Annotated in this window: 15 protein-coding genes; 12 read left to right on the top strand and 3 right to left on the bottom strand. The window is 65.4% G+C overall.

Annotated elements, in window-relative coordinates; all coding sequences use genetic code 11:
* Positions 1-8 precede the first annotated feature (8 nt).
* From OHA64_RS27185 to OHA64_RS27175, 3 genes are all read right to left on the bottom strand, one after another.
* Positions 9-347 (bottom strand): hypothetical protein, encoded by a 339-nt coding sequence (locus OHA64_RS27185; protein ID WP_328749326.1) that lies wholly within the window; start codon positions 345-347, stop codon positions 9-11.
* 5 nt (positions 348-352) lie between these two features.
* Positions 353-877 carry a KTSC domain-containing protein gene (locus OHA64_RS27180; RefSeq protein ID WP_328749325.1) on the bottom strand — a complete coding sequence of 175 codons (525 nt, stop codon included), beginning with the start codon at positions 875-877 and terminating at the stop codon, positions 353-355.
* 73 nt (positions 878-950) lie between these two features.
* Positions 951-1,979, bottom strand: a complete 1,029-nt coding sequence (locus OHA64_RS27175; RefSeq protein WP_328749324.1) for a hypothetical protein — start codon at positions 1,977-1,979, stop codon at positions 951-953.
* Positions 1,980-2,094: 115 nt separating this feature from the next.
* Between OHA64_RS27175 and OHA64_RS27170 the strand changes: the two genes are divergently transcribed.
* From OHA64_RS27170 to OHA64_RS27115, 12 genes are all read left to right on the top strand, one after another.
* Positions 2,095-3,648, top strand: a complete 1,554-nt coding sequence (locus OHA64_RS27170) for a terminase large subunit domain-containing protein (protein WP_328749323.1) — start codon at positions 2,095-2,097, stop codon at positions 3,646-3,648.
* Positions 3,649-3,717: 69 nt separating this feature from the next.
* The gene (locus tag OHA64_RS27165) at positions 3,718-4,113 is read left to right on the top strand and encodes a hypothetical protein (protein WP_328749322.1); all 396 of its coding nucleotides are present in this window, start codon (positions 3,718-3,720) and stop codon (positions 4,111-4,113) included.
* 3 nt (positions 4,114-4,116) lie between these two features.
* Positions 4,117-4,824, top strand: a complete 708-nt coding sequence (locus tag OHA64_RS27160) for a hypothetical protein (protein ID WP_328749321.1) — start codon at positions 4,117-4,119, stop codon at positions 4,822-4,824.
* Positions 4,825-4,922: 98 nt separating this feature from the next.
* Complete coding sequence (locus tag OHA64_RS27155) at positions 4,923-6,635, top strand: phage portal protein (protein ID WP_328749319.1); 1,713 nt, start codon at positions 4,923-4,925, stop codon at positions 6,633-6,635.
* A 59-nt stretch (positions 6,636-6,694) separates the two neighbouring features.
* The gene (locus OHA64_RS27150) at positions 6,695-7,522 is read left to right on the top strand and encodes a hypothetical protein (protein ID WP_328749318.1); all 828 of its coding nucleotides are present in this window, start codon (positions 6,695-6,697) and stop codon (positions 7,520-7,522) included.
* Positions 7,523-7,998: 476 nt separating this feature from the next.
* Positions 7,999-9,033, top strand: a complete 1,035-nt coding sequence (locus OHA64_RS27145) for a N4-gp56 family major capsid protein (RefSeq protein WP_328749317.1) — start codon at positions 7,999-8,001, stop codon at positions 9,031-9,033.
* Between the two features lie 78 nt (positions 9,034-9,111).
* The gene (locus OHA64_RS27140) at positions 9,112-9,498 is read left to right on the top strand and encodes a hypothetical protein (RefSeq protein WP_328749316.1); all 387 of its coding nucleotides are present in this window, start codon (positions 9,112-9,114) and stop codon (positions 9,496-9,498) included.
* Between the two features lie 112 nt (positions 9,499-9,610).
* Positions 9,611-9,895, top strand: coding sequence for a hypothetical protein (locus tag OHA64_RS27135; protein WP_328749314.1), 285 nt, complete (start codon positions 9,611-9,613; stop codon positions 9,893-9,895).
* The gene (locus OHA64_RS27130) at positions 9,895-10,386 is read left to right on the top strand and encodes a hypothetical protein (RefSeq protein WP_328749313.1); all 492 of its coding nucleotides are present in this window, start codon (positions 9,895-9,897) and stop codon (positions 10,384-10,386) included. The genes OHA64_RS27135 and OHA64_RS27130 overlap by 1 nt, the downstream gene beginning before the upstream one ends.
* 2 nt (positions 10,387-10,388) lie before the next feature.
* Complete coding sequence (locus OHA64_RS27125; protein WP_328749312.1) at positions 10,389-11,231, top strand: hypothetical protein; 843 nt, start codon at positions 10,389-10,391, stop codon at positions 11,229-11,231.
* 6 nt (positions 11,232-11,237) lie between these two features.
* Positions 11,238-11,837 (top strand): hypothetical protein, encoded by a 600-nt coding sequence (locus OHA64_RS27120; protein WP_328749311.1) that lies wholly within the window; start codon positions 11,238-11,240, stop codon positions 11,835-11,837.
* On the top strand, positions 11,821-12,504 hold the full coding sequence (locus tag OHA64_RS27115) for a hypothetical protein (protein WP_328749309.1): 684 nt from the start codon (positions 11,821-11,823) through the stop codon (positions 12,502-12,504). Before OHA64_RS27120 ends, OHA64_RS27115 begins: the two co-directional genes overlap by 17 nt.

The raw sequence follows: 12,504 nt of genomic DNA, 5'->3' as shown, positions 1-12,504 counted from the left end.
GATCTTAGTCAGCCCGGCGACCCGCTTTCGGGCCTTACCGAGGAGGACGTCTTCTGCGGGCTGGCGGGTGAACACGGGGCGCTCTCCGGGGAGTTGCGGCGGTAGTTGGGCAGGAGTTGGCCGTCGGAGCCCAGGAGTGTGGCTGGGCGGGCCCCCAGGGCGTCGGTGAGGGCCTGGTGCTCGTCCTTGGCGCGGGAGGTCCAGCGGCCGACGACGAGGCCGCGTGCGCCGAGGCGGTAGACCGTGGCGGGCTCGGAGCGGCGGAAGGGCGGCTCGGTCTCCTGGTAGTAGGTGCGGTAGCGCCGGGGCCAGGAGCGCTGGCAGCGGGTGGTGGTGATCAGCGGCATGAGGCTCACCAGGTAGCGGGGGTGTAGGGCTTGCCGTCCAGGGTGGAGTTGATATAGCGGCCCGGGGACCAGTTGTCGCGGAATTTCGCCCATTCCTGCGGGCTCACGTTGTAGTACTCGTAGCCCACGCCGTCGGCGTATTCCTCCGGCCCTGTGCGGCGCCCCCGGAATCGGACGAAGAGTGTCTGGGACTCGTCGTCGTAGCCGGCCGCGAGCGTGCGCGGCCGGGGCGGGTAGGACGTGTTCGTGGGCCGGGTGGACAGGAGCTGCTCGTCATCCCACAGCCACTGGGCGCGGCGGAGCGCTTCGCGCTTCTCGGGGCTGAGGTTCTGGGACGCCGCGTCGATCGCGTTGTTGATGTCGGCACGGGAGTAGCCGGGGCGGGAGTTGATGTCGGGAGTTCGCGGCTGCTGGCCGGCGCCGTAGAACTCCTGCTCGCGGATTGTCCTGAATGGCGTGACTCCGGCCTGGCCGCGATTCTGTGCGGCGCGGGGGTTCCGGGGTCCGATTCGCCTTCTCCTCGGCGGCATGAGAAAACCCTCCTTGCTGTCCGGTATCACGACCGTAGGCAGGGAGGGTTTTTCGGCGATATTCACCGGTGGGTCAGGCTGCGATAGTCCAGAAGCGGGGGCCTTGCATGGGGTTGATGATTTCGCGGACGAATACCTGGTTGGCGAATGCGTTGTAGCGGCGGTGGTCCTTGTCGGAGACGTGGCCGTAGAACTTCTTGATCCGGTCCTTGCTCACGTCCCGCAGGGTGCAGGCGTAGGTGATCGACGTGTGCCGCAGCAGGTGGCAGTGGAGGTCGTCCGGCCGCACGCCGCTGTACTCGCGGATCTGCTCGAAGACGTAGGTCAGGCCGCGCACGGAGAGGTGCTCCGGCTCCAGGAGGCCGGTGTCTGCGTTGCGGGTCATCTTGGTCTTGGCGGCCGTGACGATGGGGCCGCTGGTGCGCCCGTCCAGGCTCGCCATGATGACGTCGTGGACGGGCCTCGGCACGATCTCGGTCTGCCAGTAGCGGCCCTTGACGCGCCAGAACCGCAGTGTGTGTCCCTTCTCGTTCTGGCCGAGATTTTCAGCGCGGGCGAGGACGACTTCTTCGCGTCGCATGCCCATGCCGCCGGCCAGGCCGACGGCGGCGCCGTCGCGCCAGCGGTGGGCCCGGGTCGTGTTCCAGACCGTGAGGTTCTCGTCCTCGGTGAGGATGTCGACGGCGGTCTTCTCGGCCTGCTCGACGTGGAGCTGTTTGGCGGGGTTGTAGTTCGGCCGTGACGGGACGGCGGAGACGTACTCGTAGAAGGCGGAGATGACGTCTCGTCGGCGGGCGACGGATGCGGGCGCGTAGGGCAGCTCGCCGCACTCGCGTACGCACGGGCCGGGGTGCCCGGCCTGGTGCTCCATGAGGAGGTAGGCCAGGTAGCGGTCGACCTGCTGCCGGGAGGGCTCCTCGGGGTCCCCGCCGAAGCGCCGCAGGGTGTCGAAGAAGAAGGCCAGCTCGCGCCGGTAGCGCTTGCCAGTCTCCGCGTTCTTGCGTCCCTTCTCGTCACAGAAGCGGTCGGCGAGCTGGTCGATGGTGCTGTTGTCGATGGCGTCCCTGGAGATGGCGCCGAAGTCGAAGAATCCCGAGGTCATGGGGACACTCAACCGGTTACTGCCTACTTCGTTGGGCACTTCCGGGCAGTAGTGACGGGCATCACAGTCAGCTTGTGATTATCTGCCCATATTTGCCCGACTTTAGCTTCGGCGCATGGGGACCCCACTCGATGCCACGGAACACGAGCTGACCCTTGGCCTGCCCGAGGAGGCCGAGTCCGGACCCGAGACCGCCGGCATCGACCACGCCCTGGTCAGCGACATCATCGACAAGATCATCGTCGTCATCGACGAGCTGTCCGGGCACCCCCTGCGCCCGTACCAACTCCCCTTCGCGCGCCGCATCTTGGAGTCCCTGATCATCGAGGACTCCGCCAAGTTGACAGCCCTTTGGAGTCGCCAGTCCGGCAAGTCCGAAACCGTGGCCGACGTCGTCGCAGGCGCGGCCATCATGCTGCCGAGGCTCGCGAAGGTCTTCCCCACCCTGCTCGGCAAATTCAAAGAGGGACTCTGGGTCGGCGTATTCGCTCCGACCGACGAAATGAGCGAGACCCTTTTCTCCCGCATCGTCGGCAGGCTGACATCCGACCGCGCCCAGGACATCCTCGCGGACCCCGAGATCGACGAAAAGCTCGTCGCCCGGGGAAAGGTACTGCTCCTCAAGCGCTGCGGCAGCCTCATCCGGAAACAAACGGCGCACCCCAAGGCCATGATCGAAGGCCAGACCTACCACCTCGTCGTCATCGACGAGGCTCAGGCCGCCGACGACAAGGTGCTCAACAAGAGCATCGGCCCAATGCTGGCCTCCACCGCCGGCCTCATGGTGATGACGGGGACCCCGACCTACACGAAGTCCGGCTTCTACGAGCAGATCCAAAAGAACCGCCGGAACACCAACCGTAAGGGCCGCCGGCAGGACCACTTCCAGGTCGACTGGAAGACCGTCTCCAAGCACGTCCCGAGGTACAAGAAATTCGTCCAGAGCGAGATGGACCGGCTCGGCGAGGACTCCGACGAATTCAAGCTGTCCTACCGCCTGATCTGGCTCCTCGACAAGGGAATGCTCGTCACGAGCGACCGATTCGACGCCCTCGGCGACACCTCTATGCGCGCCGTCCAGGAATGGCATCGCTCGCCCGTCGTCGTCGGAATCGACCCTGCCCGGAAGACGGACTCAACGATCGTCACAGTGTGCTGGGTAAATTGGGACTACCCCGACGAGTACGGGAATTACGAACACCGCGTCCTGAACTGGCTCGATCTTCAAGGCATGGACTGGGAAACCCAGTACTACCGGATCATCGAGTTCCTCAACCACTACTCGGTGTTCGCGATAGGCATCGACGCCGGCGGCCTGGGCGACGTCGTAGCCAGCCGACTGCGGGTCCTCATGCCCTACGCGCAAATCGTCGACCTCAAAAGCGACCGGACCAACCAAACCAAGCGCTGGGCACACATGATGGACCTCATGTCCAAGGGCTTGGTCGTGTGGCCCGCACACGCCAAAACCCGGGCCACCAAGAACTGGCGCAATTTCCGCCAACAGATGGAAGACGCCGAGCTGAACTACCAGGGCCCTCACATCATCGTCGCCGCGCCAGAGGTGGACGCGGCCCACGACGACTACGTGGACTCACTCTCCAACGCGCTGTACCTGACAGCCGATCTCACGATGCCCGAGGTCGAAATGCACAACACTCCCTGGTAGCAATTATCGGGGCAGAAAACAGCGCCTTTAGCGTCCTGGTGAGACGTCTCAATCGCCGGGAGGCACACCATGGCGAACAGCCCGCTTGGCCCGGACCCCGAATTCCAGGAGTCCGCAGACCGCTTCTACGAGACGAAGCACGCCCAGAACACGAGCCGACGCGGCCCGCTGCGCTTTCAGGAAGGTGTCGCCACCGACACCGACATCCCGAATGAGTTCGGCAAGGGCATCAGCCAGGGCTACCAGACGCCGCCCGGCCGCATGAACCACAACGCGAACGTCTTCGAAAAGCCGCCGGAGGAGACGATGCGCGAGCGCGCCCACGTCGGAAGCGCGAGCTGGCCCGAGGCACCGACGTTCATTCAGGAAATGGCGCAGGGCGCCTCCGAGCCCGAGCAGTCCTACGCCCAGGTCGACCGGGGTGAGGGACGCCACCAGCGCCGGAACTACGCCCGGGTGGACTGAGCAGTGACCAACCCCGGACAGCTCACGCCCTGGGGAAAGATCCCGATCCCCACCGAGGGAAAGGTCCCGGACGTCCCCGTGGACCTGGCGGCCGTGGCCGACCCCATCGACACGCTTCTCAAAAACGTGATCGGCGGGGCGGTCGCGCCCACGGGTCCGCTCAGCCCCACCCTCATCGAGGCGTCGGCCTCCATCGGCAGCCTGAACGCGACGCAGTCCTCGCAGCAGAGCGCCATCACGACCATGCAGGGACAGATCACGGCCCTCAGCGCCGCGCCCTGGGCGGTGGGGACCGCGCGTACATCTCTGTTCAGCCTCGCCGGCAACGTCAAGACACCGACCCTCGTGCACAGCTACCAGGTGCCGTCCTTCACCCAGCGCCGACTCCTGATCGCGTGGGCCAACATCTGCGTCGGCTGGTCGGACACCACCACGGCAGCGGTCCGCGCCCGGCTCCAGCTCCGCGCCGACGGCGCCACCACCTACGTCGACCGCAACCAGCACATCTCGACGGGCACCGACCAGACCCACTCCATGTTCTTCATCGAGACCGTGGAGGCCGGCAAGTCCGTTCGCGTAGGTCTCGCGGTCGACATCTACGGCGCTGCCACTTCCGCCAAGTCCATCCAGACGCAGGAAATCGACCCCCGCATGTACCTCATCGCCCTGCCCTGGAGCGGAGGCACCGTGCCGTACATGCCGGTCATCTGACCTGCCCAGACCTTGTTACCCGACAAGGAAAAGGGCCCCGGCCGGCCGCTACCCCGGCCGGGGCACCCCTTGCAGATTCAGAAAGGAGGTGATGCCTGATGTCCATCGCTTTCGCTTCCCCGTCCATGCGAGCCGCCGCCAGCGACCTGACCATCTCCGTCAGCCCGCTCGGCCTGGTCGAGCTGGCTGACGAGGAGTTCGAAGTCCATGGCCCTCGATTACGCCTGACGCGCTACTCGAATCATTGGGCCTGGTATCTCGGCTACCACTGGGCCTACAAGCGTGAGGCCGGAGAGCCCAACGTCACCATCAACTACACCGGCGCGCTAAGCCGGTACATCACCAACTTCACTTTCGGCAGGGGCGTCCACTTCCAGTCGGAGAAGAAATACGAGCACATCGTTCCCGCGCTTCTGGAACGAGTCTGGACTGTCGACAACGACAAGAAATCGACGCTCTGGCAGATGGGCGAGAACGGGTCCGTTGCCGGGGACTGCTTCGTGAAGGTGGCATACGAGCCAGCGTGGATGGACTCGGCCGGCAACGCCCACCCCGGGCGGGTCCGGGTGCTGCCTCTCAACGCCGCACAGTGTTTTCCCGAATACCACCCACACGACCGGGACCGACTTCTCCGATTCAAGATCAAGTACAAGTTCTGGGGCACCTCCCTTGAGGGGACGCGCCAGGTCTACACGTACACCGAGATCATCACGGACGAGGTCATCGAGGAGTACGTCAACGACGAGCTGCTCGACGCCCGTGAGAACCCCCTCGGGGCCATCCCGATCGTACACATCCGGAACATCGAGATATCTGGCTCCCCGTGGGGCCTTTCTGACATCGTCGACCTGATCCCGCTGAACCGTGAGTACAACGAGAAGTGCACGGAAATCAGCGACATCGTCAACTACCACGCGGCACCCGTCACCATCATCACGGGGGCAAAAGCGAGCCACCTGGAGAAGGGGGCACGCAAGATCTGGGGCGGCCTACCCAAAGACGCCAACGTTTTCAATTTGGAGAACGGCGTCGACCTCAACGGCCCTCTGGCGTACCTGGAGCTGATCAAGCGCGCCATGCACGAGCTGACCGGCGTCCCAGAAACCGCGCTCGGCCAGGCCCAGGCGATCTCGAATACCAGCGGAGTAGCTCTCTCCATTCAGTTCTTCCCGCTGATGCAGCGGTACAGCCTCAAGCAGACGAACTACACCCACGGGTTGCGCAGGATCAACGAACTCGTCCTGCGCACCCTTTTCCTGTACGAGCCCGAGTGCCGCATCTACGACCCGACCACCCAGGGAATCCGGGTCTCTGACGAACAGCCCCTTGTCATCGACCCCCGGGACCCCGAGGTCTATGACACGACGGTGGATTGGCCGCCGCCCCTCCCAGTAGACGTCCTGGTCAAGTTGAACGAGGTCCAGGCCAAGCTCGCGCTCGGACTCGAATCCAAGCGCGGGGCCCTGCGCGATCTCGGGGAAGTTTTCCCCGGGGAGAAGATGCAGGAGATTTTCGACGAGCAGATCACCGAGGCGAAGGAAACGGGAGCGCTCGAATATATCAAGGCGCAAATCGCCTCAGCTATCTTGCGCTCAACGGGATTGCCGCCGGAAGGCGTGGAAAGCCCGCCCCCCGCACCTGCCGCTTCGGGCTCATCTGGGTCCGGAAACGCAGGAGCGACAAGCGCCGGCCCCCTTCCAGGAGTACCGGGAGTGGGCCAAGGCAAGGACACCGAATCGGTTTTGAGCGAACTCGTGACGCTGTCGAAGGGCACCAAATTGGCCCAGCGACGGAACCCAGAAAACGACTGAACTGCCCGCCACTCATTCCTACTCGTTCAGGCGGCTTCACCAGCCTGGAGTGAACCACCGTGGCACCAAACCCCGCGCCCAACGGTCCGCAGGACACGCCCCCCGGCACGCCGGGCGGCCCCGCGACGGGTACCGCCGTCACCCCCGAGGGGACGGTAACCGTCCAGGAGCCCCCCAAGCCGCAGCCCACCGGCCAGGAGGCCCGCTTCACGGCGGCCGACCTGGAGCGGGTGCGCCAGGAGGAGAAGGACAAGCTGTACTCCCGCCTCAACAAGGTCGACGAGCGCAGCACGGCCCTGGAGGCAGAGCTGACGCGACTCCGCGAGGAGCGCGAGACGCGCGAGGCCGAAGAGACTGCGCGCCAGAAGGCCGAGGAAGACGCGGCCAAGGCCAAGTCCGAATCCGAGATGAGCGCGAAGAAGTTGCTGGAGGAACGCTCCTCCGAGTGGGAGAAGCGCTTCGCTCAGATCGAGAAGGAGCGGGAGCAGGAGCGGGCCGCGCTCGCGAAGGAGTCGGAGTACAACAAGCTCCGGGCCTACATCCAGGAGCGTGCCGGCGCCGAGCGCGCCAACATCGCTCCGGAACTCGTCGACCTCATCGCCGGGAACACCCCGGAGGAAGTCGATGCGTCCATTCAGATGCTCAAGGACAAGACGTCGCAGATCTTCCAGTCGGTTCAGGCGGCTCAGGAAACTGCCCGCTCGCAGATGCGCGGCGTGGCTGCGACCGGCTACACCGGGAACGGCCCCACGGACGGCGAGGGCGGCTCTCGGCAGCTCTCGGCAGAAGACATCAAGAACATGCCGATGGCGGAGTTCGCGAAGTATCGTTCGCAGCTTCTCGGCGCCGCCGCCAAGCAGTCCAACAATCGCGGCATCTTCGACTGACCGCGTCCACCCAGAAAATTAGCCAGACCGCCTCTCATTTCCACTCATCTTGGCGGGCCCGTCACGGGATGAGAGGTACAACGTGGCAAGCGGAATCACGGGAACTCCGGTTCTCTCCCCCACTCCGACCGCCTACCAGGCGGCGAACTCCAGCATGCTGACTCCAGCGATCCAGCACATCTGGTCGAAGGAGATCCTTTTCCAGGCCATGCCTGTGCTCCGGTCTTGGGCCGCCTGACGCAGCAATGCGTCAGTGAAAATTCCGAGAATTGCTGGAACGCCCGAGCCACCTGACTGCACCACAACGTGAGGCGAAAGCCTGAGCGTGACGGTCCAAAAAGCAGTCAGCAGGGGTAATCAGCAGCCGAGCCCGCCTGGCGAAAGCCGACGGGAAGGTTCAGAGACTATGTACGGAAGGCCCCAAGCGGGTCAAGATATAGTCCGGTCTCACATGAGAGTGTGAGAGTCAGGCAGAAATGACCTGGCCCCGCAGCCAGCGGGTAACAAACGTCGAGCAATTCATGGTCAAGAAGACGGAACTCGGAACGGCTCCCGGCCTTTCGGTTTCGTTCATGCGCTACCGCTCTCTGGACGGTGCGCAGCAGCTCGTTGAGGGCGTCCGGATGGAAACCCACGCCCTTTCCGCCGAGCAGATCACCATCACCGTCGCGGAGCACGGATTCGCCATTGCGGTGACCGAGCTGCTCCTGAACGCGAGCTTCGACGACGTGATGGCGTCGGGTGCCCGGCTGCTGGGGCGGAATCTCGCGACCTACTTGGACAGCATGTGCCGCGACACCCTCCTCGGCGCCCCGTCCGTGCTGTACGGATACGACAAGCTCGCGTCCTGGTCGGCCGGCGCAGCACGCACTCCGCTTTCTCCGTATGACCGGGGAATGTTCGCGGACTCCGAGGCCACCATGGCCACAAACGGCGGCTTCCACTTCACGGCAGCGCTCGTGAAGGACGCCGTCGAGACGCTCGCGACGAAGAACGTGCCCCGCCTCGGCGAGACGTACGTGGCTTTTGTGCACCCGCATCAGAGCCGCCGCCTTCGGGATGACCCGGAATTCATCGAGGTCACGAAGTACGCCGCTCCGGGCAACTTCATGCTCGGTGAAATCGGCCGGCTGAACGACGTCGTGTTCATCGAGACCACGCAGGTCTTCCAGGGCAACACGACCCCTCCGCCCACCCCGCAGCTCGGCACCAACATCGCCCAGGGCGGCGCCCAGACGTGGGGTGGCCAGCCCGCCCGCACCGCCTCCGGATCGACCCCGGCCATTCCGGCGGTAAACGCTCAGCCGTCGAACCCGAACGCCCCCTCGAACCCCATCTACCGCGCCCTGGTAATTGGGGACAACGCGGCCGGCCACGCCATCTCCCTGCCCGTCGAACTTCGCGATGGCGGTGTACTCGACTTCGGCCGTGAGCACGCACTGGCCTGGTACTCGATCTGGGGCCTCGGACTCATCACGGACTACGCCGTCGTTCAGTGCGCCACGAACTGACCCACCCGCAGAAAAGGGCGGTGGCATCACGTTCGTCACCGTCCCGGATTCAGCACCCGATTCGCTAGGAGAACACTCATGCCCGCAAATCCGCGTACCAAGCGGAACCCGAAGGATCACACCGGCAACCAGAAGGCGATCCTCGCCGAGCAGCACGCCGAAGAACTGGCGAAGCGCAAGGACGAGATTGCCATGCACCAGGCGCAGCAGAAGGCCGGGCTGGACGATCCGATCGCCCTCGATGACAAGGGCCGGACGATCCAGAACGTGTCCGAGGAAGTCGCGGTGGAAGGTCCGGTGGACATCCCGCCGGAGAACGTGAACATCCGCATCGCCTGCGATCTGGAGAAGGTCACGATCGGGCAGGGCACCGAATTCGATTTCAAGGAAGGCCAGGTGTACACGGTGCCGCTCCATGTGGCGCAGCACCTGGACCGCCTCGGTTACGTGTGGCAGTGGCTCTGACGGAAGGGAAGTGCCTCTGATGGCGGCGCCCAGCAGTCTCAAGGACTCCGGCACTGCCCCTGAGAAGGGGAAGTGGTATTCGCTTCTTTCCGATCACGGTGACGGCGTCGGAATGCTCACGAAGTCGTACCGCTACACCAGTCCGACCGGTGAAGAGCACCCTGACAATGCGCGTCAGCTCTACGTCCTGGAGGTCGTCGAGCCCGCGACGTACGGCGTCGGTTTCAGCTCCGAGGAATCGGTGCTGTGCATGTGGCTGGACAGCCCTTCGCCGGGGCGTGTCGCGGTGCACCACATCTCCTTCCCCGTCTCCCAGTTCGTCGAGCTGGTCGCCGAGGGGGAGGAGCCGCCGGAGTTCGAGGATCTGAAGGCGCAGCAGGCGGGCGGTCCCGCCTGATGGCTGCCAATGGATTTGTTGCTGTCCAGGGCGCGGTCTCGGCGCTGGACCATCTCACCGGCCGCTCCACGGCGCTGGAAGCCGAATGGCTGGCCAAGACCCAGGGCGGTGACCCACTGCCGAGGGCGACGTACCTGATGCTGCTCACCCAGGTCGTCGTTGACGCTCAGACGGACATGACCACCCTCGTGGGCATCGAGGCCGCCGGCACCGGATACGCCCGCCAGCCCATCCCGTGGGCGGCTGCCGCGACCGGCACCCGGACCGCGACGACATCGGACTTGGTCCAGTTCGGTCCATTTTCTGATCCCACGGGCCTCGCGGCCCCAGTCACCGGCGCGGCCCTGGTGACCCGCATGACCAGTTCGGCCGGCCAGCCCACCGGCATCTGCGTCATGGCCTGGAACCTTGCCACCCCCATCACCACGAGCCAGAACCAGGCCCTCCAACTCGCCCCGGGCAGCCTCCAGATGACGTTGGCGGTGAGCTGACCATGGCTGACACGGCGGGGATTATCCAGCGTATCCGCAGCGAGATCGGGGACTTCGAGTCGCCGTTCCTCGACACCTACCTGGGTGCGGATGAGCTGGACTCCTACGACCTCTCGGAGACCGGCGTCCCCGAGGTCACGGCCAAGGTCACCACGGTGGACCCGCCGGCCACGGTCGACCTGGTGCCGGACGTCGACTACGTCCTGGACCCGTCCCAGGGACGCATCCTTCTGATCAACCCCGCGTACTCGCCCCTGCACCACGGCCAGACCCTCATCGTCCGGGGGGTGGCGCAGGGCCTGTTCACCGACGCGGACCTGGAGACGTACATCGGCGACGCGATGGAGCAGCACGCGTACGGCCGTAACGTGACGACTCGCTACCGGGACGCGCACGGCTTCATCCGCTACGACCACGCGCCCATCACCCTGGAGAACCTGCCGGCCGTCGAAGAGCCGCTGGTCGCCTATCTCGCGGCGATCAACTGCCTGTGGACGTTGGCGACCGACGCGGCGACGGACATCGACATCAGCACGGCCGAGGGCACGTTCGTGCCGAGGACTCAGCGCTACCGGCAGCTCATGCAGCACATCGGGGATGCCGGCACCGGTCTCCAGGGCCGGTACAACACCCTCGCGCAGCAGCTCAACGTCGGCCTGGGCCGCATCGAGATGTTCACCGCCCGCAGGGTTTCCCGCACGACGAACCGCCTGGTGCCCGTGTTCGTCGAGCGCGAGTACGACGACACCTCGAAGCCCCGTCGGCTGCTGCCGCCGATCGACGGCCAGGAGTACGACGACGAGAGCGGCCTGCCCTCGCCCGCCTACCCGGGCTTGTGGGGGTGAGGGGCGATGCGTGGACGGCTGGACTGGAAGCGTGGCCGGTGGAACATCAACGCGGAGACGACGTTGATTCATCGGGGTTTGCGCGGGTGGCAGCGCTCTACCGGTGACTCGTTCACGTACTTCCGGTGGCAGTACGGCGAATCGGAAATGCACCCGGTCTACGACGAGGCGACCGGGGTCGGCAAGCAGTTCTACGGCCGTTGGCAGCTTCCCGCGCTGCACGTGAACCACTCCGAGTCGGCCAATTCGGAGCCGCGTGACAGTGGCCTCTACATCGTCGACTCGCTGCATGTGACGTGTGAATTCGACCAGCTCGCCAAGACCGGGCTGACTGACATCAACATCAAGCACGGCGCGTATCAACGCGACCGGATTGCCTACGACAACGTCCTGTTCGCGGTGAAGCAGGTAGATATCCGAGGGCAGATCCGCCGGCGGGACATCATCGTCACGCTCGATGCCCAGCAGATTCGCGATGACGAGCTGGTCAACGACCCGATGTTCTCCGCGTATCTGCGCGACTTCAGCCGCAATCCCGAACCTGCGCAGCCACTTCTCGCTGCGGAAATGCCAGAGGAGGGCGGCGACGATGACCCCTACTCCTGAGTCGACCCTGTACGCGCTGCCGGTCGGCGTCCCCTCGGTGCACCTGACGGGGCGGTTCATCGCCCCCGACGGCACCCCGCTGACGGGGAGCCTCACGTTCGCCCCGCCGTCGGTCCTGACGATGCCGGACGCCGACACCATCGCCAACACCGTGGCGACCGTGGACATCACGAAGGAGGACCAGGGCCGCTTCGAGGTGAACCTGATCGCCACGGATGGCCCCGGCATGTCGCCGAGGAATTGGACCTACCTGGTCACGGAGAAGCTCAAGGGCGCGCAGATCAGGCAGTACCACATCATGCTGCCCGAGCGGCCCGGCGGAGACCCTGTCGACCTCGCGGACCTGGCGCCGGTCTCCCCCTACACCGGCCGCTACCTGCCTGTCGTCGGGCCCACCGGTGCCACCGGCGCCCAAGGTGCCCCCGGGGAGGTCTCGCAGGCCGAGCTGGACGCCCTGGAGGAGCGCGTCGCACCCCGGGCAGTGACGTGGACCCAGACGGCCGCGAGCGCCCAGTGGACCATCCCGCACTCCTTCCCGTACCCGCCGAGCGTGCGCACCTACGACACCAGCGGACGAGAGATCGGCGGGCTCGTCGAAAACCCCAGCCCCACCACCGTGTCCGTCCAATTCGCCTTCGCGGAAACCGGATCGGCGATATTGAGCTAG

The sequence above is a fragment of the Streptomyces sp. NBC_00076 genome, assembly GCF_045041235.1.
Classification (GTDB): domain Bacteria; phylum Actinomycetota; class Actinomycetes; order Streptomycetales; family Streptomycetaceae; genus Streptomyces.
This window is presented reverse-complemented; position numbering and strand designations above follow the sequence as displayed.

What these genes read in the sequence shown, in the direction of transcription:
- OHA64_RS27185 (WP_328749326.1), bottom strand. Translation starts at nt 347, where the DNA reads ATGCCGCTGATCACCACCACCCGCTGCCAGCGCTCCTGGCCCCGGCGC.
- OHA64_RS27180 (WP_328749325.1), bottom strand. Translation starts at nt 877, where the DNA reads ATGCCGCCGAGGAGAAGGCGAATCGGACCCCGGAACCCCCGCGCCGCA.
- OHA64_RS27175 (WP_328749324.1), bottom strand. Translation starts at nt 1,979, where the DNA reads ATGACCTCGGGATTCTTCGACTTCGGCGCCATCTCCAGGGACGCCATC.
- OHA64_RS27170 (WP_328749323.1), top strand. Translation starts at nt 2,095, where the DNA reads ATGGGGACCCCACTCGATGCCACGGAACACGAGCTGACCCTTGGCCTG.
- OHA64_RS27165 (WP_328749322.1), top strand. Translation starts at nt 3,718, where the DNA reads ATGGCGAACAGCCCGCTTGGCCCGGACCCCGAATTCCAGGAGTCCGCA.
- OHA64_RS27155 (WP_328749319.1), top strand. Translation starts at nt 4,923, where the DNA reads ATGTCCATCGCTTTCGCTTCCCCGTCCATGCGAGCCGCCGCCAGCGAC.
- OHA64_RS27145 (WP_328749317.1), top strand. Translation starts at nt 7,999, where the DNA reads ATGACCTGGCCCCGCAGCCAGCGGGTAACAAACGTCGAGCAATTCATG.
- OHA64_RS27140 (WP_328749316.1), top strand. Translation starts at nt 9,112, where the DNA reads ATGCCCGCAAATCCGCGTACCAAGCGGAACCCGAAGGATCACACCGGC.
- OHA64_RS27135 (WP_328749314.1), top strand. Translation starts at nt 9,611, where the DNA reads ATGCTCACGAAGTCGTACCGCTACACCAGTCCGACCGGTGAAGAGCAC.
- OHA64_RS27130 (WP_328749313.1), top strand. Translation starts at nt 9,895, where the DNA reads ATGGCTGCCAATGGATTTGTTGCTGTCCAGGGCGCGGTCTCGGCGCTG.
- OHA64_RS27125 (WP_328749312.1), top strand. Translation starts at nt 10,389, where the DNA reads ATGGCTGACACGGCGGGGATTATCCAGCGTATCCGCAGCGAGATCGGG.
- OHA64_RS27120 (WP_328749311.1), top strand. Translation starts at nt 11,238, where the DNA reads ATGCGTGGACGGCTGGACTGGAAGCGTGGCCGGTGGAACATCAACGCG.
- OHA64_RS27115 (WP_328749309.1), top strand. Translation starts at nt 11,821, where the DNA reads ATGACCCCTACTCCTGAGTCGACCCTGTACGCGCTGCCGGTCGGCGTC.